We start from the raw sequence: 24922 nt of genomic DNA on the forward strand, positions 1-24922 counted from the left end.
ACTGACAAAAAAACAATTCACCCAACACCCCTAAATATAAATTTAAAATGGCTGTAATCAACAATGACTATGACCAATCGCCAAGAATTCTCATAGTTGAAGATGAACCTTTTATTGCGGAAAACCTTCAAGAAATGCTGGCCATTTTCGGTTATGAACAAACCGAAATAGCCAACTCTGCAAATCAGGCGATCAAGGCAATTAAAGCTTCCTTACCAGATCTTATACTACTCGATGTAAAAATCAAAGGCGATCAAGACGGAATAGAACTGGGAAGCATTATTCATGAGCAATACAAAGTACCTTTTGTTTACATTACTTCCTATTCCGACAAAGAAACCGTTAATCGCGCAAAGCACACCCGCCCCTTGGGTTTTATTGTAAAGCCCTTTACCAAAGATGACGTTTACGCTGCCATTGAGGTAGCGCTATTTAACAAAAATCGTATCGCTGTTAACTCTGGGCAAAATTTGTCCAATTCAAACCCAACTACTTATAACAATGATTCAATCTTTATTAAGAAGAAAACTGTGCTTGAAAAAGTAAAGTATTCGGACTTAATGTGGATAGAGGCAGACGGCAACCATATTACCCTCCATGCGACAAAAGATAGAAGCTACACCGTAAGGAAATCGCTCAAAGAAATTACGGACAAGCTTCCTAAGGATAAATTCCTTAGGGTACATAAATCGTTTGTTGTACAAGTAGACGCGGTTACCGCAATTGACACTAACCATGTACACATGGAAGACAAGAAAATTCCGATTGGACGATCGTATTACAATGCCTTTACGGCAACTTTAAATACGATTAGCGCCAGTTAATTTCTTCTATAAAAAAATATGGGAACAGGATCAGCAGAATTCTTTTCACTTACAGTATAAAATCCGGAGCCATCTGTTGAAAAGCAGATGGCTTCTCCTTGTGGTTCGGCTGTGTATATCAACCTGCTAGGTTTTTCAGAGAGGGCATCCTTAACAGTTACCCCATTAGCCCTTGGCCAGTGGTAAATTTCTAAATAGGTTTTGATCAAAATTTCAGAACCATCTAAAGAAATATCGCCCCCTACAAAACTTGTATAAGGCATGTTCATTAAAAACTCTGCCGTATCCATTTCTATTAATGACTGAGGATAGCGCAATACATAAAGTCCTATTTGAGACTCTCTTTTCGAAAGGACATAAATGTCCTTGGTTAATGGGTCAACCATCAAGCTTTCAGCATCTCTAGCGCCATTCGAGTAAACATAATTAATGGCTTCTACATTTGATAAAGTCTGTTGACTTGGGATATCTAGTACATTTAAGTCGGGTTCAGCAACTCTGTATATGGTTAGATTAGACCTCCTTGCACTGTTATCTCCAATGTCTCCCACATATAAGTATTGAATGGTATCATTTGGGCCTGGCCCCATCGCAATGTCTTCCCAATCTGTATTACGTGCCCCTTCTAATCTTACCTGGCTAGAATCTGCCCCAGCCTTAGACATGAGGTAAACGATAGGTTCGCCCCCACTATCATTATGTGTCCAAAGATAGATACTGTTCGATCTACTGGCCACAAGACCGGAAGCCTCGTCAATATCTTCGGAGGCAATTGTACCCACTTCTTGAGCGGTAGCAAATAAACCACTAATTGGACTATCATCTATTGGATCATCATCTCCCGAAACTTCTTTGCAACCTGCAGCCACGAAAGTCATAAGCGCAAAAAGTAACAATCCGCTTTTTAGAATTTTCATTATAGGCTTAACGCTCATTTTCTTAAAAGTATTTCTGCTTTGATAAAAAAGACTGCGAACAAAGAAAAATAGCCTCAAATGAGGCTATTAAATTCTGTTTTATTTTTTCGCCCTAACCTTGGCTACATGTTCTGCCGTTACTTTGTCGCCTTTATTTCCCCAAGAGTTTCGGACATAATTAAGTACATCTGCGATGTCTTTGTCGTCCAATCCGGTGGCTGGCATAGCCCCTTTATATATTTTTCCATTTACTGTGATCTCACCTTGCTGGCCTTTGATCAATACATTAATTGACCTGTCAAGGTCTTTCATCAGGTAATCAGATTTAGCCAATGGAGGAAAAACACTGGCAATTCCTTGCCCTTCATTCATATGACAAGCCATACAAAGACCTTCATAAACATTTTTCCCATCAGCCATACTCTTTTTCAAAGCGGCATCTTGAACGGTGGTAAAACTGAACGAAATTGTGGCAACAGCCAATACTGCAAATAGAATGTATGTTTTTTTCATCTCTCTTAGATTGTGTCGTTAGTAAAAGTATGAGAATATTTTTGAAACCCGTGGCTCCTAAAACAAAAAAGCCACAACATTAATTTCAATCCTTGCTCTGCACAAATCGAACCAAAATGGCTCAGCCTAAATATCTACCTCAATCTGATTGCGAGTCAAATCCTCAAAAACCTCTCTTTGTCTAATCAATTTTGCTTCACCTTTATGAATTAGTACTTCTGGAGGCTTTAGTCGTGAATTATAGTTTGAAGCCATACTAAAAGCATATGCCCCAGCATTTTTGAAAGCAATTACATCACCTTCTTTTACCTCATTCATTTTTCTATCCAAACCAAAAGTATCGGTTTCACAGATATAGCCCACTACGGTATATATCCGCTTTGTTCCGTTGGGGTTTGATAGGTTTATGATTTCATGATACGAATCGTACATCATTGGACGAACCAAGTGGTTCATTCCAGAATCAACACCAACAAATGCCGTGGCTGGCGTGGTTTTTACCACATTCGTTTTGGTTAGAAACACCCCTGATTCACTCACTAGAAACTTACCTGGCTCAAACCACATTTCTAGTTCTCTTCCGTATTCCTTACAGAACTCTTTAAAAGCTTCACTTAATTTTTCACCTAGCTCTTCGATATCAGTTACGATGTCGGCCTCTTTATAACCCACTTTAAAACCACTTCCAAAATCGATAAACTCTAAATCTTTAAAGCTTTTTGCAGCATCGAAAAGAATGGCAGCCGCTCTAAGAAACACTTCTGCATCCAATATATCAGAACCTGTGTGCATATGTAGCCCCGTTACATTGAGGCCATATGTATTTACTACCCTAATAATATGTTGAAGCTGATAAATTGAAATTCCGAATTTAGAATCGGCATGGCCTGTAGATATTTTCTTGTTTCCACCCGCCATAATATGTGGGTTCAAACGGATACAAACCGGTACTGTGTTATGAAACTCATTTCCGAACTGCTCAAGAATAGAAATGTTATCGAGATTGATCATTACCCCCAATTCCACCGCTTCTTTTATTTCAGAAATAGAAACACAGTTTGGTGTATATAGAATTTGTTCAGGCTCAAAACCAGCCTTTAGGCCCATTTGTACTTCTTGAATAGAAACACAATCGAGTTCTGAACCGATACTTCTCAATAGCTTAAGAATCGAAATATTGGTAAGGGCTTTAGTTGCATATTTTACCCTCATCTTAACTCCGCTAAAAGCAGAAGTAAGCTGTTTAAATTGAGCTTCGATTTTTTCGGCATCATATACATAAAGTGGTGAGCCATACGTTTCGGTCAGCTCCACTAAATCTACACCTTGAATGGTGTATCGGTCATTCACTAAATCCATTTCAAATAAATTAAGGCGCAAATATACTGTGTAGAAAAATAAAAAAGAGGAAGATTGACCAAACCTTCCTCTTAGAAAATGAGAATGAATATTTTCTACTCAATAATCACCCGCTTTGTAAGCGTTTTATTGTTCTGAATTATCTGTAAAATGTATACGCCTTCTCTTTCATCCGATATATCGATTTTGAAGTTATAGCTTGAAGCCCCTGTAGCATCGGTCTTATTATAAACCACATTGCCCGTTGGGCTTACAATTTTAACTTGTAAAGGGCCTTTGTCCGTGGTTTGAATGTCCAAATCAAACCTACCATCACTTGGGTTTGGATAAAAACTAATGTCTTTAATTTCAAGTGGCTCCATTTTATCCGCCCCAACTACCTCTTTATCCTTGTCCTTCGCTGCGCGAATAAAAACGCGTGCCCTTGAGATTACATGGAAACCTTCATCATCCTTATCATCTCCAAAGCTCCAAGCATTAAAATTGTCACTGTCGGTATCAAAGTCAAAATTCATGTTACCAAACCTATTCTTCATGACTTCTCTCAACGAGTCCATGTCCATAATCTCGTCTCCGTTCTGAAACATTTTTCCATTCTTAAAATGAAAATTCAGTTGATTTTGGAGCGAATCCATATCCATGAAAAAAGGATCATCATTATCAAAGTTGAAGAAGAAGTTGTTTGTCCCAAAGCCTCCTCGCATCATCGACTCCATATATTTTCGCATATTATCCATGTCGAAATCAAACATAGAAGAGGGATCTTGCCCCATTCGGAAAGCCCCTGAAGAGCCAAAGCTCGAGCTCCTCCCTCCAAAATTCCAGTCGCTTAGGTCTATCCCATTCCTCTCTAAATCCGGGTCACCGTTAATTTCATCATAGCTGTCATAGGTCTTTTCAAAAGTCTTGGTATCATCTCCCACTTTTGTCACTACTTTGAGCTTTACTTTACCATCTTCAGTGGTATTTACGGAAACCGACTTGGACTCACTGCGTTGTTGCGTTTGTGCAAAGCCATCAAAATTGGTGGCCATCAAAATCATCATGGCAAAAAAAGCCACGAGTTTAAGTGTTTTTTTATTCACTGACCTGTTCATCTTTTAAACCTTTAAGTTGTTGATACGAAAGTATTTAATTAACGAAAACGGCATTGTTAAAAGGCGGTTAAATCATGTTAATTTTTGTTAAGCCCACAGCCATGACCATTTTATTAAAGTACTTTTGAAACATGAGTAGAATGAAGATAAGGTGGTTGATAGGATTACTGAGCATAGCCATGCTCGGTTTGATCGTCTTCCAGTTTTATTGGATCAAAGAAGTGAATAAGGTAAATGAAGAACGATTTACCCAAAATGTTCAAACCGCTTTAAACGAGGTAACCAATAAATTGGCCCGTTTAAATGACACCAACTTTTTGCAGACAGACGTTAGCCAATTGATGCCTAGCCAGCCCGAGAGAATGCAGCAGGGGGATAGTTTACCAAACCCCTACCGTCCTCAAAATAGACGCCCCGTACCCTATGTTGACCCAAGTTTAATATCTTTTGGTGTTGAAATAGACGAAGTAAATCAGAGAGTTAATTTTCAAGTGAACCTCGATGCTTTAATCCAAGATTTTTACGATCAGGCCAACCCTAATCTCGACCGAGAGCGTTTTCAGCTGGAGCAGCAAATGAAGAATAGATGGAGGTCAATACAGAGAGACTGGGCAGAGCATTTGGTGGGGAGTAACAACCTCTTTTCAAGAGTCAATCCAATAGAGTTGGATACACTGTTAAAAAGAGAAATGAGAAATCGGGGTATCGACCTGGCCTACAATTATGGAATAATTGAACGTAGAACGGGCAAGACTAACCTGATTAATACCTCCAACGCAGACGATTTAGATAATATTAAAAACTCAAAATTGCAGGCCAATTTGTTTCCTACCGACCTGCAACCTAAGGACTACTTTCTTAGCGTTTACTTCCCAAGTCAAAAACAATTTCTCTTAAAGCAAGGCTTATTGCCATTGTCTGCCTCGGGGCTATTAATGCTTATTCTGATCGGCTGTTTTACTTACGCAATTGTCGTCATCCTTCGTCAGAAGAGAATCTCGGAAATTAAGAACGACTTCATCAATAACATGACGCACGAGTTCAAGACTCCAATTGCTACGGTGTCATTAGCTACCGAGGCCCTTCAAGATGCCGACCTTCGAAAGAATGAAGGAATCGTAGACCGATACATTCAAGTGATTCGAGATGAAAACAAAAGACTTGGAATGCAGGTGGAGAAAGTGCTTCAGATTGCCAGTTTAGACAAAAAAGATTTCAGACTGAAGTTCGAAACTTCCGATGTGCATGACATTATAGAAAAAGCACTAGTGAACATCGATATTCTGGTACAAAAAAGAGAAGGCTCAATTACCAGCCAGTTATTGGCTTCAAACCCAATTATTGAGGCTGACAAGGTGCATCTCACGAATATCATTTATAACCTGTTGGACAACGCCAATAAGTATTCGCCAGAGCCTCCAGAAATACATATTAGAACCGAAAACATTTCAACAGGAGTAATTATCAAAATATCGGACAAGGGTATTGGTATGGCTCGGGAAGACATTGAAAAGATTTTCGAGAAATTTTACCGTGTTTCCACGGGCAATGTTCACGATGTTAAAGGATTTGGTCTTGGCCTATCTTATGTGAAAAACATTGTAGACATGCACAAAGGGACCATTTCAGTGAAAAGCGACCTAGGAAAAGGAAGCACATTTAAAGTATATTTACCTTTCAATCATGGCTAGTTTTAAAATTTTACTTGTAGAAGATGACCCCAATCTTGGGCAAATCTTAAATGAATACCTTTCTTTAAAAGGGTATGAAACGAAACTTTGCCGCGATGGTGAAGAAGGCGTTAAAGCATTCAAGCGCGAAGCTTTTGACCTTTGCCTTTTTGATGTGATGCTACCTAAAAAGGACGGCTTTTCTATGGCCAAGGAAATAAGAAGGGACGATAAAGTGACTCCCATTATTTTTCTAACGGCCAAGTCGATGAAAGAGGATACCATTGAGGGCTTTAAGATTGGCGGTGACGACTACATTACAAAGCCCTTTAGCATGGAAGAATTGCTGCTCCGTATTCAAGCAATTCTGAGAAGAACAGCCGAAAAAAATCCTCAAGTTTCCGATCAAAAGATTTTTGAATTTGGCTCCTTTCACTTTGATTTCGATAAACAAATTCTGTCATGGAATGGAGGCGAAAATAGACTCACTTCTAAAGAGTCTGAGCTTCTACGCCTTTTATGTTTGCATGAAAACCAACCTTTGGATAGATCAACAGCTTTAAAAATTATCTGGAGAGACGATAGCTATTTCAATGCAAGAAGCATGGATGTGTACATTGCCAAACTCAGGAAGATGTTGAAAGCGGATGAGTCGGTTCAGATCATTACTATTCACGGATCTGGTTTCAAGTTGATTACGGAAGGCATCACAGAAAAATAATAACCCAAAACTGAGATATTGACGTTCAATAGTTTAAGATTTTATGGGTCACAAATTTTGAATTCTGCCGTAAAAAGGCTATTTTACTAGGCTTGAATTCTAACACAATATTAATATAGATTTTTTCTTTTTAGTGTTAGAAACCGCTAATTTTGGCTCTGCAAGCTTTATACATCCAACTATATGATAAGAATTGTTCCCTCTATATCGATTATCAACGGAAAAGTAACCCGTTTAAAGCAAGGTGATTACGAGCACGGTACTGTCTACAAAGATAGCCCTGTTGATATTGCTAGAAGGTTTGAAGATTGTGGGGTAAAGAAAATTCATATCGTTGATTTAGATGGTGCAAGAAGCGGCACGCCAGTAAATTACGATATATTAGAATCTATAGTCGGTTACACCAAACTAAAGGTCGATTACAGTGGCGGAGTTGCTACTGATGGAGACATTAGTAAGGCTTATGAGTATGGAGCCAACTCAATTACTGCGGCATCCATTGCCACTTCAGATAAAGAGCAGTTCGGCTCGTGGTTAGTGTCTTACGGAAGAGAGAAGATCATTCTTGGCGCGGATGCAAGAGATGGGAAAATAGCCATCAGAGGTTGGCAAAAAAATACCGACATCGACCTGTTTGACCACATTGATTATTACTACATGAGAGGGCTGAAATATGTAAAGAGCACTGATGTAGCCAAAGATGGTATTCAAGAAGGCCCAAATTTTGACATGTACAAAGAGATTGTATCTCGTTTCAAAGGAATCCACGTGCTGGCCAGCGGTGGAGTAAGGAACATAGACGACATCAAAAAACTAGAAGAGATTGGGGTTAAGTCCGTGATTTTCGGGAGGGCATATTATGAAGGTAACCTGACCCTAAAAGACATTGAGAAATTCATTGTCAGCCAATCTAAATAAGCTCCTTAAAAACTGTAATTCAGTTTAATACTAAAGTTTCTACCCACCTCATCTGAGTAGTAACGAAGCCTATTCATGTAGTCGCGATAACTGTTGTTGAACATGTTTTCAACAGAAGCATATACCGCAATATAATTTGCAGAAACTGGCACTTTAAATCCAGCGCTAAAACCAAAATTCGAATAGCCAGCAGGAGCGGCCAAAAAATCGAAAACCGTTTGATTGCCCGTGAAGAGGTCCGTATTAGTCTCATTGGCTTCAATCACCTCAGAAATACTTACCACCCTAGGTGCATTTCTTTGCTTATCGACCATATCGGCCGACAATGAAATATAAGGGTCTTTTAACCAGCCATCATTGAAATTATATGTAATACCAGTAGAGAGTCTATTCGTAGGGATATTAATCAACGGCCCATTGTTCAATTGATCTTCAACTTTAATCAGTGATAGCTTTCCGGTGACATCAAAATGTTCATTAAGGTGATACGTTAAATCCGTATCGAGGCCAATAAATGAAGCATCCGTCTGGGTATAACTGAGCAAAGGAAAAGCCCCTTGAATTGTAAGTTCAACATTCTCCGGCCTTAGGTAGATATAGTCGTAGATGTAATTATAGTAAGCGGCTATGTTCATTTCGAACTTCTCTGAAGCCTTTTCGAAGCTACTGATCCACTTAATAGCCTTTTCGCTTACAAGGTTCTCATTTCCTCTTTCAATAGCAGCAGAACCATGGTGAAGCCCTCCACTGTACAGTTCATTAATATGAGGTGCACGCCAAGCAGTTCCTAAGTTAGTTCTGAAATTCCATCCCGATGGAAGAAAAAAGACTGCCCCTAACGAGCCCGTAACATTGTTAAAATCGAATTCTGGTTTGATAAGATTGTTTTGAGAATCAAATCGCTTCACCAAGTAATGTTTAAAATCATAGCGAACGCCTCCTTCTAATTCATACGAATTTTGAATATATCTCCAGATGGCATGAACACCCACGGTCCAATTGTCAAAGTTGGGGATCAAAGGTTTAATCCCTGTTTCTGGGTCATTGGAATTTCCTTGATAAAGAAAGCTTGCGCCTATATCTCCTTTAAAGTCACCCATAGGCTTCAAGTCCAGGTCTAGTTCAACGGTATGTGTAATCAATTCTAACGAAAGAGCAGGAATGGTAGACCGACCACCTCTTCTGATGTCAAATTCCTTTCTTAAGTTTCGTTGAAGACCATACTGCACGGTAACTTCACCTAAGTCTTTCCAATCCAAATGGCCATTCACTTTCAGCAATTGATGCTGAACCCTTTGCCTTGGGTTATTAATATCATAACTAAAGTCGTTGATAAAAAGCGGTCGATCGCTTCCAATTGCTCTTTCTAAATCCGTAAGATTTCCCGTATGCGCACTTCTTAGCACGCCCATTTCCGCATCAAAGCTGCTAAAGAATAATTCGAGACCACCCTTTTCTTTGTGGTAGCCCAAGCCTATCGAAAAGTTTTTCTCTAAAGTCCCTGTATTGGTTAGCCTATAATCTGGTGCTTTTGAATCTCCAGCTTTTTTATAACTACCTTGAAGTCTCCAACCGAATCCATTTAGGCCTTCAATGCCTCCTTCGACCATCGCGCTTCCTGTGTACATACCGTTGTTAGAATTTCCAACAGCATTCAGTGAGCCAGAAACTCCTGCGGTTTCTGGTAAATCAGGTGGGTTTACCAAAATAACGCCACCAATGGCGTCAGATCCATACTTTACTGCTGCTGCACCTTTAATCAATTGAAGATTAGTAGCCACAAATGGGTCAATCTCTGGCGCATGTTCCTGGCCCCACTGCTGGCCTTCTTGCCTGATTCCATTATTCAAAATCAGAATACGACTGCTGTGCAATCCATGAATAACGGGCTTAGCAATATTGGGCCCTGTTTGAAGCATATTTACTCCAGACATTGTGGAGAGCACCTTGCCTAATGACTCACCACTCTTCCTAAAAAGTTCTTCTTTCTTTATCTCAAGCTGTTTTAGTGTAGCAATCTCTTCTGCTTTTTCTCCTTCAACGGTTACTTCACTCAAATCCTTAATTTCAGGAACTAACTCCACCTGAATTTTAGTGGCTTTTGTAATGCTTATTGTTTCTTTGAAAGGCGTATAACCAACAAATCGAATCAAAATTTCATAGCTACCAGCACATAAATTTGCTATTTCAAACTCCCCATTTTCATTTGCAACTGCCCGGTGTTGGGTATGCGCTATTTCTATTGTAGCTAAAGGAATCGTTTCACCACTATCTTTTCCAATGATAACTCCTGATAGCTTTAAATCACAGTTGGTTTGACCAAAGGCCGCTGCGTTAAATAAGCTTAGTAATAAAATTAAAAGAGAGAGACGCTTTAAAATCATGTTGGCAAGGTATACGTAAATGCAACACCATTGCAACAATGAATTTTCAAAAGGTCAAAAGAAGTTAAAGAAGGTATTTATTTCTTCTCAAAAACGTCTGAGGGCTTAAACTTGTAAAAAATGTAATAGAGGAAATTAAATGAAAGAGCCGATTGGTTCTCTTCTTTGGTCGCAACTTTTGGTTGGTTGTCCTTTCTTTCTGAGGGTTTTTCTAGATTAACAGAATTCAACTCGCTCCCTAAAATGGTCGTCTCAGAAGTACCACGAGGCATGTCACGTTTACCTTCAGAATTAAAATCGACTGGGATGATGCTATCTTGAATAACTGTGTTTTCGTGTCTAGGAACAGGTAAGAGCACTTCTTCCCCCTCTTGACCCAAGGCACTCATAGAATGCATGGACATCCCTAAAATTCCGAAAGTAAAGATACGAAGTAGTTGTCTATTCATAGTATTTATCTCATGGGGGGATAAAATTAATAAAAAATCGCAATTATCTAAACGGTAGATATTTTATTTTGTTTAGTTTTCTTATCCAAGCACTAACTTAGTGTTAAAACTCTGTAAACAATAAAGATACATGAACAATCTTATCAGCTGGTTAGATTTCGAGAAAGTTGACCTTCGGGCAGGCACTATTATAAAGGTCGAAGATTTTGAAAAAGCGAGGAGGCCTGCTTGGATACTTTATGTGGATTTAGGCTCAGAATTGGGTATTAAGAAATCGAGCGCACAAATCAAACACCACTACACTAAAGAAGATTTACTTAACACTCAAGTAATGTGCGTAGTCAACTTTCCACCCAAACAAATCGCCAATATTAAGTCAGAAATTCTAGTAACCGGCTTTCCCGATCAAGATGGAAATATAATATTGGCAAGGCCAGATAAACCCGTGCCGAATGGTGCTAAACTTTTCTAATTTTAAGACTTGAAACTCTCACAGATTTTTGATGCAATTGATGGCGAATACTTATCTCAAGGAATAGATAACGATATCGCACATTTAATGACGGACAGTAGAAAGGCTTTTGATTTAGAATCAGGACTTTTCTTTGCTATTGATGGCCCACATCATGACGGCCACTCTTTTATTCCTGAATTGATAAAATCAGGCTTTCAAAACTTTGTGGTTGAAAAGGAAATTGGAGAAATCCCTAAGAATACGAACGTTATCAAAGTTGCGTCTTCAGTGAAAACACTACAAGCCATAGCTGCTGTGAAAAGGGCTGCGTTCAATAAACCTGTGGTGGCCATCACTGGGAGCAATGGCAAAACCATTATTAAAGAATGGTTGGCACAAATACTCTCAGAGAAGCTGAATGTATGCAAAAGCCCCAAAAGTTTTAATTCGCAAATTGGTGTTCCTCTTTCCGTTTGGCCTTTAAGCGAAGCGCATGACCTAGGAGTTTTTGAAACCGGAATTTCTGAGCCTGGAGAAATGCTGCCTTTGAAAAAGGTAATTCAACCTACTCAGGGCATTTTCACCAATATTGGTTCGGCACATGAGCAATACTTCGCCTCCATCGATGAAAAGCTGGATGAAAAACTCATTCTATTTGAAGGCATTGATCAACTCTACTACCGAAATGACAACCCGCTGATTAATGAAGGGTTGAATAGGATGCAAAACCCTCCCAAACACAAAACCTCTTGGGGCTTTAATTCCAAAGCAGATCTTCAGGTTGAAAAAAAGGAAGGTCAGTTCTTTCAGTTGAAGAGCCAAAACGAGTCTTTCAACTTAAAACTACATTCCGGAAACGAACCTTACATAGAGAATATAATGCACTGCGTTTGCTTTGCATATTTCAATGGTTGGACCCCTTCAGAAATTCAAAAAGGAATTGATGCATTGCGGCCAATAAAGATGAGGCTGGAATTGAAAAAAGGGATTAACCAGACTTACATAATAGATGACACCTACAATAATGACTTGGCCGGGCTAGAAATTGCGCTCGATTTTTTAGCACAGCAGAAGCACTACCCAAAAAAATCACTGATTCTTTCAGATATTCCGCAGTCTGACCCGAAAGAAAGCACCTATAGCCGTGTAGCCGAACTGGTAAAAGAAAAGGGCATTACACAGCTTTATGCCATCGGACATGAGTTGGCCGACTTCAAAAGCTTATTCCCAGCATCCACTAAATTCTATCCTTCTACCGAAGCATTCCTTCAGCATTCATTTGACGCTTTTGAAAAGGAGGTTGTCCTTATTAAAGGGGCAAGAAGTTTTGGCTTTGAACAAATCGCGAAGCAACTAACAGAACGCATTCACCGCACGGTATTAGAAATTGATTTAGATGCGGTGACACACAATCTTAACGTATATCGCCAGTTGCTAAAGCCAGAAACCAAGCTTTTAATTATGGTGAAGGCATTGGCCTATGGCAGCGGAGGCTCTGAAATTGCTCACCTTTTACAGTTTCATAAGGTAGATTACTTGGGCGTGGCCTATGTAGACGAAGCGGTGCAATTGCGAAAAGCAGGAATCAATCTTCCGATTATGGTGATCAACCCGTCAGAGGAAGATTTGCCTAATTTGGTGGCCTACGATATCGAGCCTGAAATTTATAGTTTCTTACAGCTCAAGACTTTTTCTGAATTCTACCTTAAGAAAGGCATTGCGCTCAAGGGCCACTTTACCATCAATACCGGAATGAACCGCTTGGGTTTTGATCCTGAAGATTTAACAACATTAATTGCTCAGCTCCATGCTCAGCCCCATATTAAAGTACAGAGTTTGTACACGCATTTGGCCGCATCGGACGAGCCAATACACAATGAATTTTCGCTTCAGCAATTACAAACCTTTACAGGCTACGCACAAAAAGTAGAGCAGCAACTGGGCATAAAAACCATAAAACACGCGTTGAACTCCGCTGGCATTGTAGCCTATCCCGAGTACCAATTCGATATGGTGCGATTAGGCATTGGGCTTTACGGCATCGAACCCTGCGGTAATTTGCAGCATGAACTGAAGTCGATAAGCACCTTAAAAACGGTGATTTCTCAAATCAGAAATGTGAAGAAGGGCGAAACGATTGGTTACGGAAGAAAAGGAAAAGTGACCAAAAATATGCGCGTTGCTACCATTGCGATTGGCTATGCCGATGGCTTCTCAAGAATTTTCAGTAATGGAAATGGAGAGGTAATGCTGAACGGACAAATAGCGAAAGTGATTGGCAATGTGTGTATGGACATGACCATGATCGACATTTCCAATATTGAAGCCGAAGAAGGAGATTCCATCATCATCTTTGGTGAAAAACCGACCATTTCCGAGTTGGCAAAAAATGCAAAAACTATTCCTTACGAAATACTGACCAATGTGAGTGATCGCGTAAAGCGTATTTACTTTGCCGAGTAGGCTAATCGTGATTACTGTATTTGGAGTATAGTTTATTGATTTTCTCCTTGGCCCTAGAAAGGCGCATTTTTACTGCACTTTCTGAAATGCCCATGGTTTGCTCAATCTCTTTAATGGAGTGTTTCTCTTTGTATTTGAGCAGCAGAATCAACTTTTCTTCAGGCGTAATATCTTCTAATAGTTTAAACAAGGCTGTTTCCATGGCATCTTTGTCCAATACATCCTCATCCACCAAATCAATCATTTCATCCATCAACTTTTCAGAAATCACGGTGTGTGTTTTCCTTTTCTCTTTCCGTAAATAATCAATGCAAGTATGGTGAATGATGGAATAGAGCCAGGTTTTGAACTTTGCATCGCTGCGGAAATTCTTGAGCTGCATAAAAATCTTAATCAGAATCTCCTGACAAAGATCTTCCGAAACGTCTTCATTTTTTACGTAGCTGCGACACTTCTTAATAATATAAGTCTCATACCTTCTGGTAATGATCTCGAAATAGCGTTCGTGGCCTCCCGCTTTCAAGAATGCAACTACTTCCTCGTCCGATAAATTGTCGTTTTTCAGCATAAAGCTTTACCCCAATGTTGTTTTCTTAAGCCTTGACCCAAGAAATACAAAGGTAGAAAAATACATGATCGTTTTTGGGAAAGGTTGGGGTGGGGTTTATTTGTTTCAACGGATTGATGAGCGTCTTTACTGTTGCAAGTACTTATTCTCATTTAAGTTATTAAGTAATGAGCCCTTTACTTAATGTGAATACTTGTTCATAACAATAACAACAAGGATTTCATCTTCTGGTAGGCAAAGCGTTGAGCCCTTTATGAGCCCTTTATAATGCAGTGGGACTTTGACCATGCCGAGTTAAATTCTTGATGGTAAGAGATATTACCAACACACTTGATTCAATTTATGTTGTTTGATAATCTTCGTCTTTTATTTCTGGTTCAGGCACCCAACTTGGACGATTAAACTCGTAATCCTCAAACTTAAATCCTTTAAGCTGCTCATTTGCTTTGACATAGCTATAAATTTTCCATAGGAGTTTCTTTTTAGGAAATGCTGAAGTGGTTCTTTGAAGCCAATCTTCGAAGTTCTGCTGACTATCAAAAACTTGATTAGTAAAAGCATGAAAAGCATATTCACGGCCTGTCTCGCTTTGATTTAACGGAATAATAAGGTGTTCCAAATAGGATTCAGGCTCTTCGATGATTTTTTTCCTTAAAAGCTCATTTGCTTTTTCATTGATTTTAATTAGTCTGGACTGTTCCTCAACACTTTCTGTACAACGGCTATGAATTGTAAGAGCCAAATCATCGATAAGATTATTGGAGAGATATGTCTCCAATATTATCAGGTTCTGCTGAATAAAATCATCAAACGGTATAATGTCTAGAGACTTTTCTTTGTCATAAATGATTTGTAGTAGTATCTGCTGAATTAAATATGACCTTCTATTCACATCTTTTATAGAGTTTAACCATTCAAAAAACATAAACCGATAATCGTCAAATTTATAATCATCAATCTCACTTGTAAGACTGCTCAGTTCTGATGTTGATAGTAATCTTTCTTTGATGTCACGTATTTCTAGGAATCCTGAAGTTAACATATGGAACCACAAAGAATAAACTCTTTTGAAGGCAGTAGGTGACGTAAATTTCTCAATGTCTGACAATCTGCCTAGTAGCTGTGATTTAAGATTCTTTGATGAGATATCTTGATAATACTCTTCGGCTGTAAGGGTTAATTCATTCAAATACTTCTGAAATGTTGTTTCGGAGAAATAATTACCAAAGAGATTTACTCCAAAGATGATATTGAATCTTGATAACCACTGTATTGAAAGATTATTTGCCTCTTTCGAATTCCTTTGGAAAAGTGATTGTACTTCTTTTAAAAATAGCTTTACGTTCGCTTTTTGAGGTTTTTCAACAAAGGTCTCGAAAGATTTCCGTCCATGTGCTATTTGTTCGCTGCCTTCTGTATCCTTACCTGGATACTCTAGGAAAGTATCATTACCAACAGATTTAGCCATAAGAATATTATTATGATTGGCATAAAAATAATCTAGTTCTCTAGCGAACTTTACTTTAAGAACTTGAATTCTGAAGAAGTCGTTTATGTCTACTTCTCGTCTTATATCTTCATCATATGTAAGCTTAATATTATTAGCCAAGCGAATAACATCTCGTAAATTTGTTATTAATGAACTTGCTGTATTTGAAGGAATTTCCATGGATGATCCAATCATTGAGCTAAGTCCAAAAAGTCCAACATCTATGCTAAAAAGGTTTTTAAGTTCATTTAAGTCCTCTTCAATCCTTATCGTCTCTTTTAGACATTCAATAAGCTTGTCTCTAAGTACAATTCTATCAAATCCTGGTAAGCTAATTTCGGCTTGAAATATCTTGTGAAGGTATTGGTGCGTATTGTGCTCATTAATGTCTTTGAGCGCTGTGGTAACATATTCTCTGTCAAAGGCCGCTAGGAAAAAGGTATTAGTAAAGCTACCTGTATTCCTTATTAACCTGAAGACTTCAATCACCTCGTCTTTATCAAGCCGATCGATGTCATCAATTTCGATAAGTATTTTTCTTCCTATTGAAGTTATTATTCCATCTATTTCTTCATAAAGCTGTCTTAACGGTTTTGGAGGGTTAAATGCATCAACAAGGTCGTTGATGTTTTCCACAACAGTATTCCTTTTTAATACGGTTATAGAGTTTGAATACTCCTTTATAAGTGATCCAACTCTTGTTCTATATGGTGCCAAAGAAGTTTCAAATTCCTTGAAAAAATCCGTGATTATGCCCTTTGGGTTTTGACTTAACTTTGGGTTAAATCTTATTACAATCGCTGATTTATCTAGTTCTTGAAAGTGCTCAATGATTAGATTGACAAAAGATGTTTTTCCACTTCCCCACTCCGATGACAAAGCAAGTGCGAATGAATGGTCAAGAGAAGTGTTATGGATGTGATTTGAAATCTTTTGAGCATAATTCTTTCTTGAGAGCACATCATCTAAAGACTTTTCAATTGGAACATCGGCTATTAGGCTTAAGGACTTATTATTGTTCGATTTTCTCCTCTTATCATGTAGTCTATTCCTTACCTCTAGGACAACGCATGAAACAGGAATAAGTGCAAGTGCATGGAAATAAGGAACTTCTGAATCGAACCAGGTTAAATAGATCCAGTTGTCAAAACCGTAATAATAAACGAAATAAATTGAGACTAGCAGAGAGGTATAAATGACCGTCCAATTTGAGATAATAGTTCTGCGCCTCCACAATAAAACTGAGTAGTAAATAAATCCAATTATTAGGAGGATTAGCAAAAACTCTAACCAACCAGAACTATTGAACTTAGAGAGAATTGGATTTACAAGGTAACTATTGATTAGATCAACAGATTTATTTGGAAAAATAAGCGGGCCAAAAACTAGTACTACGATTAATAAGATATGTTTTTTCATTTCTCACCCCCCTCCACAATCTCAACCTCCTCCTCACTCAGCGCATACAGCGCATAAACCATCAAATCAATTTCGCGCTCTAAAGCAGAAGTATTTGCCTGTGGGTTGCCCTTTTTGAGAGAAAGGATTTGTTCGACTTTGGCATCACCCACCTGACTTATCAAGTAGAGCAGGTTTTGCCTAAACGCATCAAGATCATTTCTAAAAAGCTTTACTTTTCGATAAGCTTGGTTAAGAGCGCCTTTTGGTTGTATGGGGTGGAGAAGCATTCTCAAAGATATTTCTTTCGCATTCAATTTTTAATATAAATATTGTTGTTTGATTTTGAATGATTTTTTGTCGACTATTATTTTCAAGCCCTGCAAGCACAAGCTTAAAGCCCTCTGGCAAACGGAGCGAAGGCCAAGCAAATGATAGTGATAGAATTAATTTAGGTAGTGAGATTAATAGTGCAACAACTGTTGCAGAAGTGATAATGGTAAAGAAAGTAATACTGCAACAGCTGTTGCAGAAATAGCATACACAGAAAATGAATAAAGAATTGCATCGAGATAAAAGCTATGAGGACCTATTGCAGAATATACTGCTAGAGATAGAAAGTCATAGAAAGAAAGCTTCAGAAGAGCTTACTATAACCATGATGCAGCTATACGATACTATTGGAAAACGTATAGTTGAAAAACAAGAAGAAGAAGGTTGGGGTAAATCTATTGTTGAACAATTGGCAATGGATATAAATAAGGTTACTGGGTCTAAAGAAAGTTTCTCAAGCAGGAACCTATGGTATATGAGACAATACCACCTTACCTATTTAGAAAATGAGGAACAACGCTTACTTTCTTACAGGGTTAACTGGGGTCAGAATATTCTCCTATTCACCAAGATTAAAGACGGGGAGGAAAGAAAATACTATTTGGAATGCACCATTGAAGCCGCATGGAGTAGAAACACCCTATTTAATGCTATTAAAAGTGAGGCTTATAAGAATCATAGACTCAATAAAAAACAGAGCAATTTTAAAGCTACCCTACCTGCTCACTTTTCAGAACAGGCCAATGAAACCTTAAAAAGTGAATACACCCTAAGTTTTTTAGACATTGATGGTCCTATCCTAGAGCGGCAGTTGGAAAATAAAATTGTGGCCAGAATCAAGGACTTTGTTTTGGAGTTAGGCTATGGGTTCACCTATATGGGTAATCAATATAAACTCGTACTAAGAGATAAGGACTATTTTGTTGATCTTCTATTTTTCCATAGAAAGCTCAAATGCATTGTAGCCATTGACTTGAAGATTGGAGAGTTTCAGCCAGAATTTGCCGGAAAAATGAATTTTTACCTTAACCTTCTTAATGAGCAAGTTCGATTGCCAGAAGAAAATCCTTCTATTGGTATTATACTTTGTGCAGAGAAGGACAATGTGGAGGTAGATTATGCGCTAATAGGCGTTCAGAATCCAATAGGAGTGGCAGAGTACACACTTAAGAAGAAACTTCCTCAAAAATACAAAGGAGAATTACCTGGCGTGAAAGAGCTTAAGACTAGGCTGACCAAAGAATTTAAAGCCAATCATAACAACGAAAAATCATGACTTCCCTCTTTTCCTATTATACAACTGCTAAGGCATTACTTACTTTTTTTTAGTGGGCAAGGAACTACGGGCACAGCGTACCAACTAAATCCCCCTCCCAAACGGAGCAAAGGCCAAGCCTGCGAGTTTAAAGTGTTGCATTCCAAAAGGAATACCGATAATGGTGATGCAAAAGATTAGCCCCCAAGCCAAGTGGGTAAGGAAGACCCAGAAGCCACCAAAAATAAACCAGATAATGTTTAAGGGAAGTGAAAGGCAACCGGTAAGTGTTCTCCCCCCTTCAATTCGTTGCCCAAAAGGCGCAAAACCTACAATGGCCAGTTTAAAGCACTGAATCCCAAATGGAATTCCTACAATGGTGAGACATAAGGCAATGCCGCCAATAATGTACTCCAAGGCGATCATCCAACCACCAAATACGATCCAGATTATGTTTCCGATTAAACTCATTTTACTTTCTTGAGCTCATAAATATAGAACTTATTATAATCGAGTTCTTCTTCCTCGTTTACATAAGGCACTAAGAGTTGGCTTTCATTTAACCTTACATACCTCAAAAGATCAATATCAGTTTCGAGCACCATTTTATCCTTAACAAAAAAGGAATACCGTGTCTCACTATTAGCCATTGCATATTTAGTTGCCTCTCCATAATCTGTAATACTAGTTGGTTCGGCAGCTCCCGTTTTGTATCCGATCATGGTTATTTCACCATAGCTGTTCACATCTAGAATACTACTATTCAGCATTCCATAGATATAATTCAACTGGTTCGATCTACCGAAACCTTTGAGGGGATTTTCATGCTGATCTTCATAAGCAATACCTTGTGGTGTTCTGAAATTTCTCAAATCCAGATCAAGTGTACTTTCTAATTCAAATCCATTATTTATGAGTTTATACTTATACAGTTTTGGCTCCAAGGGCAATACTAGCATCAGTTCCTCTTTCTGTTGATTATAGCTAATTTTAGGCTCATGGTTGTCAAGATAAAGTTCGTTAGTCCTGTATATTGAATTCTCTGGATAGGGTAATAATTCCGTTGGCTCTTGGCTTTTAGAATTAAATGCCTCCAACATCATAGCAGTATTAAAGTGGTCTTCCTTTAATTTGACACTCCCAAAATAGTTCTGACTCTTTGCTTTGATAATAGTGTTTACGCCATTTATTTCTACCGCATCGGGTTTGCCATCTATATAAGTTAAAGGAATATAGCCAGAGCCAGGAGTGAACTTTTCAAGATAATTCCAGTCGGCATCGAGGAAATAGTAAGCACCCGCACCCTCCACAACTATATTATCTCCCAAATAGCCCAAGCCACTCATTCCAGGGCCAAAGTGCCCCGGCCCCTCTCCAGTCAGATCGACTGAACTTAACACATTCCCTTCTGCATCAATTTCCATACAAGCCTTACTTTGAGTACCATAGGCTAAGAAACGATTCGTTTTTGGATTGAAATCTGTGATCTGAAGTGGCTCTAAAACTGGTACCATTAAAGAATCTACTTTAACCAGCTCGTAGTTTCCTTCAAGGTTTGAGTTCTTACTCTCGGTGGAAGTGTTTGAAGAACAGGAGGCTATAGCCAAAAGTGAAAAAATTACTACTCCGAAGGGCTTAAGATGGTTTGCTTTCATATCAATATGAAAGCTAATAGTTTATTGGAAAAAGAATAAATTATTTCGGCATTTTATTCAATAAGCAGACCAGTCAATGAGCCTAAATGTCCTTAAAAGAAAGCACCTCTAAACTCTCGGTATTCAATTCAAAAACCGTTGTGATGTTTTGCGCTTGATTGAGTTGGTACTCGTGTAAATAAAAAGTAGATGCTTTTCCGCTGAGGTCAAGATGATAAGCCGAAAGATTAAAGTAGCTCAGGGCATTATTAATATCCAAAAGCTGATCGGTGAAAAGCTGTTGTTGTGTGCGATAGCTTTCTGGGAAAGTCTTCTGGTTTACTTTCAGTTTGGCTTTAAGCGCATTGTCTAATTTGATGTTCTCCATAATTAACTCATCAATCAAATCGATTTCAAAGCTGTTTTCCATGCTAAGAAAGGTATTAATCAAAGGGCTTTCAAACACCACGGAATAATCTAAAGCCAAGTTGAGCTTCGTTCTCACCGTATCCTGAATGGCCAGAACAGAAGTCATTAACGCTACATCAGACGATAGGAAATTATTGTCAATACGTTGAAAACGAATGGGGTTATAGGCAATGTCATTCTCTAAATGCTCCAAAATGAAATAACGAATTTCGGCCTGAAATTTATCTTCACCATTTCTCCGGTCGCAACTGAACAGAGAAAATACAGTCAGGGCAAGGGCTAGCAAGGCATTTTTTCTAAAAGTATTATTCATAATGCAGTGTGTTCGAAGGGGTGAATTCTGCAATTTTCAGGGTTTGATAATTCACCTTGAAAAATAACCATGCCTAGGTGAAAACTAGGAATGCTGAGCACAGAAAAAGCCCTGTTTTTAACTAGGCTTCGCGAATCCATTCGGATATAGGAGAATAGCATAATAGTATTTTTGAGCTTGACCTATCCAATATCGTTAAAACAAATGAGTTGCGAAAGGATAGTTTTCGCCATTTTTAATCTGCCTGTTCAATTGAGTTAAGCCAAATACACCCACCTATTGATAGCACTACGGACGGATTCTTTCAGCCGATATTTGTGTATCAGAAATATGCTTTCTGCGATTTGGCGTGAGCCTTCAGGATCGCATAAATGCGAAATCTAATGCTTAAACATGTTAGCCGGAATAGCTTGCTTCTCTATATCAGGGCCTTGAAAGGCAACAGACAAAGTTTCACCCCCACCAGCCTCAAAATACTTAAGTAGAAAATTATGATAGCCAGCCCTCAAGGCAATTTCTCCCATTCGTTCCTGAGCGCCATGGGGACCATCATTATCAACCACCTTTTGACCATCGATATTAAGTACACTACCATCATCAGAAGTGGTGTAAAAAATGTAAATGCCATCGGTAGGGACATTGATAAGACCCTGGAATACCAGCCCAAATTTATCTGGTTGATTAGTAGGCAAGACAACATTGTCGGAAACAAAAGTAGAAGAAGCTCTTCCCTCAATTTGCCTTACACTTGAATAATTTCGAGTGTAAAGCATGGTTTGTAATCCATTATTTACTTTTAGAGGGTTCACGGATTCAACCAACTCAGCTTTCTTGTAAACTCCCTGAACGATAGGACTGTATTTTCCTGTGGAAGTAACGGTTACCGCCTTTACTTGCAATTCCCTTTCAGCTATTTTCAGAATGAATGGAGCAGTATATTCTATTGAATTTTTCGAAGGCTCACTTCCATCTGTTGTATAGAAAATTTTGGCGTCCGAATACGGCACTGAAAGTTCAATCTCAATTTCTTCGGAAAGTGTTAAGCCTTGCTTCAAACCTGCCGGAGCAGCCACATGATAATTGATGTTCTTTGAATCGAGCAGCTGGTATTGATATTTGAGCTTCTTCTGAAACCTTTCCCAGTTCTTATTTTCAGGGTTCGTCCAAACTGTTTCCGAAAGGGCCAACATACGTGGGAAAACCATGTATTCAACATGATCAGAGGTTTTCATATACTCTGTCCAAACATTGGCCTGAGCACCCAACACATGCTTTTGGTTTTCCTTAGAAAGCTCTTCTGGAACTGGCTCATAATCATACACATCTTGAAGCGTAGTAAAGCCACCAATGGCCAAAGGTTCTCCTTCTGGGCTCGCTTGGTAGTGGTCAAAGTAAGCAACACTGTTTGGTGTCATAATTACGTCATGGCCCTGCTCTGCGGCTTCAATACCTCCGGCTTCACCTCTCCACGACATTACCGTGGCTTCAGGTGCTAGGCCTCCTTCTAAAATTTCATCCCAACCAATGAGTTTTTTGCCCTTACTGATTAAGAACTTTTCAATTCTTTTGATGAAATAACTCTGCAATTCGAACTCGTCTTTTAAGCCTTCGCGTTTGATCACCGCCTGTGCTACTGCGCTTTCTTTCCAACGGTCTTTTGGCGCTTCATCGCCACCAATATGGATATACTGACCTGGAAAAAGCTCAACCACTTCTGAAAGTACATTTTCTAAGAAAGTAAATGTTGCTTCGCTTGGGCAGTAGATGTTCTTATCGACACCCCAAATGGTACTCACTTCAAACGGACCTGGCGTACAGCCTAGCTCTGGATAAGCCGCTAAAGCTGCCACACTATGCCCTGGCATTTCAATTTCTGGAATCACATTGATCTGTCTTTCCATGGCATAAGCCACAATTTCTTTCACCTCTTCTTGGGTGTAAAAACCACCATGAGGAATGCCATCGCCCACATATGGACTAAAATTTTTCTCTACCATGGTCTCTTTACGCATGCTGCCCACTTCCGTGAGCTTAGGGTATTGCTTGATTTCAATTCTCCAGCCTTGGTCTTCGGTAAGGTGCCAATGGAAGTTGTTCATTTTGTAAAAGGCCATCATGTCCAAATACTTTTTCACGAACTCAACAGGAAAAAAATGACGGCCCACATCAAGGTGCATTCCACGATAAACGAATCGAGGCTCATCATTGATTTTCATCACGGGCAGCTTTACGGCTTCTCCCTCTAGCGGTAATAATTGAATAAGCGATTGAACAGCATAAAACAAACCCTTTCCATTGGCGGCTTCGATTTTAACTCCTTCTTTGGAAGTACTCAGCACATAGGCTTCTATGTTGTCTGAGCCAATTGATTTTTGTTGAATAGCAATGAAATTACTGCTGGGTGCATCTTCTTTTACTTTCACTGTCCAGTTAATTTCGGCCAAATAGTCTTTCAAATAGTTAGCAATCTTCTGTTCTTCTTCGCTTACTGCCACAATGGTTAGGCCTGAAGAAATGACCATCGTTTCGTTATCCCTGATTTCCATACTTTGAGGCTGAGGAACAATTTGTACCGCACTAACCGCCAAATCTGGATAAGAATTAGACTGGCAAGAAAAGGCCAGAATGGCCAATAGACTGAAAATTACCGCTGTTTTTTTCATAGGGAAAGATATTGAGATTCAACCAAATATAAAATCAATGTTAAAAGGTATGTTACAGGTCGGTACATTTTTTTTAACTTCCTAAAATTTTTACCATGAGCAATCGCAGAAAATTCATCAAGTCGGGCATACTAGGAGGCCTTGCTGTTACTACTGGAAGTTTATCCACTTTGGCTTGCGCCACCCCAGCGAAAGCGGGTCAGAAGCCTATTGTTATTTCTACTTGGAACCACGGAGTGCAGGCCAATGTAGGCGCATGGGAGGTCTTATCTCAAGGAGGAAAGTCCGTTGACGCGGTGGAGCAAGGCGTAAGAATTACCGAAGCCGACCCTAATAACGCCACCGTAGGCATAGGCGGTTTTCCAGATCGCGATGGCTTCGTCACCCTCGATGCTTGTATTATGGACCACAACGAAAACTGTGGCTCAGTCGCTTTTTTGCAAGACATTATGCACCCTATTTCTGTTGCCCGAAAGGTAATGGACGATACGCCTCATGTGATGTTGGTAGGTGAAGGCGCCAAACAGTTCGCTTTGGAAAAGGGCTTTAAAGAAGAAAACTTACTCACTCCCAACTCTGAGAAGGCTTGGAAAAACTGGCTTAAAAATCAGGACTACAAACCGAAGATCAATGTAGAAAACCATGACACGATAGGCATGTTAGCTTTGGATGCAGATGGAGATCTTTCTGGCGCATGTACCACCAGCGGTGCTGCTTGGAAAATGCACGGTCGAGTAGGAGATTCTCCCATCATCGGAGCAGGGCTGTATGTTGACAATGAAATTGGAGCAGCAACGGCTACAGGTTTGGGTGAATTCGTGATTAAGATTTGTGGTTCACATATGATTGTTGAACTTATGCGCCAAGGCTATCCTCCACAAGAAGCCTGTAAAGAAGCTGTGGATCGGATAGTAAGGAAGTACAAAAACAACTATATGGATTTACAAGTTGGCTTTTTGGCCCTTAGTAAAACGGGGGAGTATGGAGCTTACGGTATACACAAAGGCTTCAATTTTGCAGTAAAGTCAAATACGCAGGATGAATTGATAGATTCTATGTCTGCTGTTTAAC

The 24922-nt window shown here is 39.2% G+C and carries 21 protein-coding genes; 8 read left to right on the forward strand and 13 right to left on the reverse strand.

Features of this window, described 5'->3' with window-relative positions; all coding sequences use genetic code 11:
- The first annotated feature begins 47 nt into the window (after positions 1-47).
- Positions 48-824: a LytR/AlgR family response regulator transcription factor gene (locus AWN68_RS01220; protein WP_068410294.1), complete on the forward strand. Its 777-nt coding sequence runs from the start codon at positions 48-50 to the stop codon at positions 822-824.
- Here AWN68_RS01220 and AWN68_RS01225 read toward each other — a convergent pair.
- The 4 genes from AWN68_RS01225 to AWN68_RS01240 all read right to left on the reverse strand — a co-directional run bounded on the left by AWN68_RS01225 (position 821) and on the right by AWN68_RS01240 (position 4710).
- Positions 821-1741, reverse strand: coding sequence for a hypothetical protein (locus AWN68_RS01225; protein WP_068410297.1), 921 nt, complete (start codon positions 1739-1741; stop codon positions 821-823). The genes AWN68_RS01220 and AWN68_RS01225 overlap by 4 nt on opposite strands.
- 99 nt (positions 1742-1840) lie before the next feature.
- Positions 1841-2254: a c-type cytochrome gene (locus tag AWN68_RS01230; protein ID WP_068410299.1), complete on the reverse strand. Its 414-nt coding sequence runs from the start codon at positions 2252-2254 to the stop codon at positions 1841-1843.
- Between the two features lie 126 nt (positions 2255-2380).
- Entirely contained in the window at positions 2381-3613 is a 1233-nt protein-coding gene (gene lysA / locus AWN68_RS01235) for a diaminopimelate decarboxylase (RefSeq protein ID WP_068410301.1), read from the reverse strand.
- 95 nt (positions 3614-3708) lie between these two features.
- Positions 3709-4710 (reverse strand): T9SS type A sorting domain-containing protein, encoded by a 1002-nt coding sequence (locus AWN68_RS01240; protein ID WP_068410302.1) that lies wholly within the window; start codon positions 4708-4710, stop codon positions 3709-3711.
- Positions 4711-4841: 131 nt separating this feature from the next.
- Between AWN68_RS01240 and AWN68_RS01245 the strand changes: the two genes are divergently transcribed.
- The 3 genes from AWN68_RS01245 (at position 4842) to AWN68_RS01255 (ending at position 8019) form a co-directional block, all read left to right on the forward strand.
- Positions 4842-6401 carry a sensor histidine kinase gene (locus AWN68_RS01245; protein WP_068410304.1) on the forward strand — a complete coding sequence of 520 codons (1560 nt, stop codon included), beginning with the start codon at positions 4842-4844 and terminating at the stop codon, positions 6399-6401.
- On the forward strand, positions 6394-7101 hold the full coding sequence (locus tag AWN68_RS01250) for a response regulator transcription factor (RefSeq protein WP_068410306.1): 708 nt from the start codon (positions 6394-6396) through the stop codon (positions 7099-7101). The genes AWN68_RS01245 and AWN68_RS01250 overlap by 8 nt, the downstream gene beginning before the upstream one ends.
- Positions 7102-7284: 183 nt before the next feature.
- Complete coding sequence (locus tag AWN68_RS01255; protein ID WP_068410309.1) at positions 7285-8019, forward strand: 1-(5-phosphoribosyl)-5-[(5-phosphoribosylamino)methylideneamino]imidazole-4-carboxamide isomerase; 735 nt, start codon at positions 7285-7287, stop codon at positions 8017-8019.
- Between the two features lie 5 nt (positions 8020-8024).
- Here the strand turns inward: AWN68_RS01255 and AWN68_RS01260 are convergent, their stop codons facing one another.
- Complete coding sequence (locus tag AWN68_RS01260) at positions 8025-10403, reverse strand: TonB-dependent receptor (protein WP_068410312.1); 2379 nt, start codon at positions 10401-10403, stop codon at positions 8025-8027.
- Positions 10404-10480: 77 nt separating this feature from the next.
- Positions 10481-10852, reverse strand: a complete 372-nt coding sequence (locus AWN68_RS01265) for a hypothetical protein (RefSeq protein ID WP_157716019.1) — start codon at positions 10850-10852, stop codon at positions 10481-10483.
- 130 nt (positions 10853-10982) lie between these two features.
- Between AWN68_RS01265 and AWN68_RS01270 the strand changes: the two genes are divergently transcribed.
- Entirely contained in the window at positions 10983-11324 is a 342-nt protein-coding gene (locus AWN68_RS01270) for a tRNA-binding protein (RefSeq protein ID WP_068410319.1), read from the forward strand.
- 9 nt (positions 11325-11333) lie between these two features.
- A complete protein-coding gene (locus tag AWN68_RS01275) occupies positions 11334-13769 on the forward strand; it encodes a bifunctional UDP-N-acetylmuramoyl-tripeptide:D-alanyl-D-alanine ligase/alanine racemase (protein WP_068410320.1) in 2436 nt (811 codons plus the stop codon).
- 1 nt (position 13770) lies between these two features.
- Here AWN68_RS01275 and AWN68_RS01280 read toward each other — a convergent pair whose 3' ends face one another.
- The 3 genes from AWN68_RS01280 to AWN68_RS01290 all read right to left on the reverse strand — a co-directional run bounded on the left by AWN68_RS01280 (position 13771) and on the right by AWN68_RS01290 (position 17541).
- A complete protein-coding gene (locus AWN68_RS01280; protein WP_068410323.1) occupies positions 13771-14337 on the reverse strand; it encodes an RNA polymerase sigma factor in 567 nt (188 codons plus the stop codon).
- Between the two features lie 340 nt (positions 14338-14677).
- Positions 14678-16786, reverse strand: a complete 2109-nt coding sequence (locus AWN68_RS01285; RefSeq protein WP_172796017.1) for a KAP family P-loop NTPase fold protein — start codon at positions 16784-16786, stop codon at positions 14678-14680.
- 455 nt (positions 16787-17241) lie between these two features.
- A complete protein-coding gene (locus tag AWN68_RS01290; RefSeq protein ID WP_157716020.1) occupies positions 17242-17541 on the reverse strand; it encodes a hypothetical protein in 300 nt (99 codons plus the stop codon).
- A gap of 233 nt (positions 17542-17774) precedes the next feature.
- On the opposite strand from AWN68_RS01290, the gene AWN68_RS01300 reads away from it, so the two are divergent.
- Positions 17775-18833 carry a PDDEXK nuclease domain-containing protein gene (locus tag AWN68_RS01300; RefSeq protein ID WP_068410333.1) on the forward strand — a complete coding sequence of 353 codons (1059 nt, stop codon included), beginning with the start codon at positions 17775-17777 and terminating at the stop codon, positions 18831-18833.
- Between the two features lie 84 nt (positions 18834-18917).
- Here the strand turns inward: AWN68_RS01300 and AWN68_RS01305 are convergent, their stop codons facing one another.
- From AWN68_RS01305 to AWN68_RS01320, 4 genes are all read right to left on the reverse strand, one after another.
- Positions 18918-19283, reverse strand: coding sequence for a YccF domain-containing protein (locus AWN68_RS01305; protein ID WP_068410335.1), 366 nt, complete (start codon positions 19281-19283; stop codon positions 18918-18920).
- Positions 19280-20467, reverse strand: a complete 1188-nt coding sequence (locus AWN68_RS01310; protein WP_068410338.1) for an SdiA-regulated/phytase-like domain-containing protein — start codon at positions 20465-20467, stop codon at positions 19280-19282. Before AWN68_RS01310 ends, AWN68_RS01305 begins: the two co-directional genes overlap by 4 nt.
- 82 nt (positions 20468-20549) lie before the next feature.
- Entirely contained in the window at positions 20550-21188 is a 639-nt protein-coding gene (locus AWN68_RS01315; protein WP_068410341.1) for a hypothetical protein, read from the reverse strand.
- A gap of 380 nt (positions 21189-21568) precedes the next feature.
- A complete protein-coding gene (locus tag AWN68_RS01320) occupies positions 21569-23851 on the reverse strand; it encodes a family 20 glycosylhydrolase (RefSeq protein WP_068410344.1) in 2283 nt (760 codons plus the stop codon).
- Between the two features lie 95 nt (positions 23852-23946).
- Here AWN68_RS01320 and AWN68_RS01325 point away from each other — a divergent pair, with 95 nt between their 5' ends.
- The gene (locus tag AWN68_RS01325) at positions 23947-24921 is read left to right on the forward strand and encodes an isoaspartyl peptidase/L-asparaginase family protein (protein ID WP_068410346.1); all 975 of its coding nucleotides are present in this window, start codon (positions 23947-23949) and stop codon (positions 24919-24921) included.
- The last annotated feature ends 1 nt before the right edge of the window (position 24922 follow it).

Source organism: Roseivirga echinicomitans (assembly GCF_001592935.1).
Classification (GTDB): domain Bacteria; phylum Bacteroidota; class Bacteroidia; order Cytophagales; family Cyclobacteriaceae; genus Roseivirga; species Roseivirga echinicomitans.

Coding starts and splice junctions, on each gene's coding strand:
- AWN68_RS01220 (WP_068410294.1), top strand. CDS start 48: ATGGCTGTAATCAACAATGACTATGACCAATCGCCAAGAATTCTCATA.
- AWN68_RS01225 (WP_068410297.1), bottom strand. CDS start 1,741: ATGAAAATTCTAAAAAGCGGATTGTTACTTTTTGCGCTTATGACTTTC.
- AWN68_RS01230 (WP_068410299.1), bottom strand. CDS start 2,254: ATGAAAAAAACATACATTCTATTTGCAGTATTGGCTGTTGCCACAATT.
- lysA (WP_068410301.1), bottom strand. CDS start 3,613: ATGGATTTAGTGAATGACCGATACACCATTCAAGGTGTAGATTTAGTG.
- AWN68_RS01240 (WP_068410302.1), bottom strand. CDS start 4,710: ATGAACAGGTCAGTGAATAAAAAAACACTTAAACTCGTGGCTTTTTTT.
- AWN68_RS01245 (WP_068410304.1), top strand. CDS start 4,842: ATGAGTAGAATGAAGATAAGGTGGTTGATAGGATTACTGAGCATAGCC.
- AWN68_RS01250 (WP_068410306.1), top strand. CDS start 6,394: ATGGCTAGTTTTAAAATTTTACTTGTAGAAGATGACCCCAATCTTGGG.
- AWN68_RS01255 (WP_068410309.1), top strand. CDS start 7,285: ATGATAAGAATTGTTCCCTCTATATCGATTATCAACGGAAAAGTAACC.
- AWN68_RS01260 (WP_068410312.1), bottom strand. CDS start 10,403: ATGATTTTAAAGCGTCTCTCTCTTTTAATTTTATTACTAAGCTTATTT.
- AWN68_RS01265 (WP_157716019.1), bottom strand. CDS start 10,852: ATGAATAGACAACTACTTCGTATCTTTACTTTCGGAATTTTAGGGATG.
- AWN68_RS01270 (WP_068410319.1), top strand. CDS start 10,983: ATGAACAATCTTATCAGCTGGTTAGATTTCGAGAAAGTTGACCTTCGG.
- AWN68_RS01280 (WP_068410323.1), bottom strand. CDS start 14,337: ATGCTGAAAAACGACAATTTATCGGACGAGGAAGTAGTTGCATTCTTG.
- AWN68_RS01300 (WP_068410333.1), top strand. CDS start 17,775: ATGAATAAAGAATTGCATCGAGATAAAAGCTATGAGGACCTATTGCAG.
- AWN68_RS01305 (WP_068410335.1), bottom strand. CDS start 19,283: ATGAGTTTAATCGGAAACATAATCTGGATCGTATTTGGTGGTTGGATG.
- AWN68_RS01310 (WP_068410338.1), bottom strand. CDS start 20,467: ATGAAAGCAAACCATCTTAAGCCCTTCGGAGTAGTAATTTTTTCACTT.
- AWN68_RS01315 (WP_068410341.1), bottom strand. CDS start 21,188: ATGAATAATACTTTTAGAAAAAATGCCTTGCTAGCCCTTGCCCTGACT.
- AWN68_RS01320 (WP_068410344.1), bottom strand. CDS start 23,851: ATGAAAAAAACAGCGGTAATTTTCAGTCTATTGGCCATTCTGGCCTTT.
- AWN68_RS01325 (WP_068410346.1), top strand. CDS start 23,947: ATGAGCAATCGCAGAAAATTCATCAAGTCGGGCATACTAGGAGGCCTT.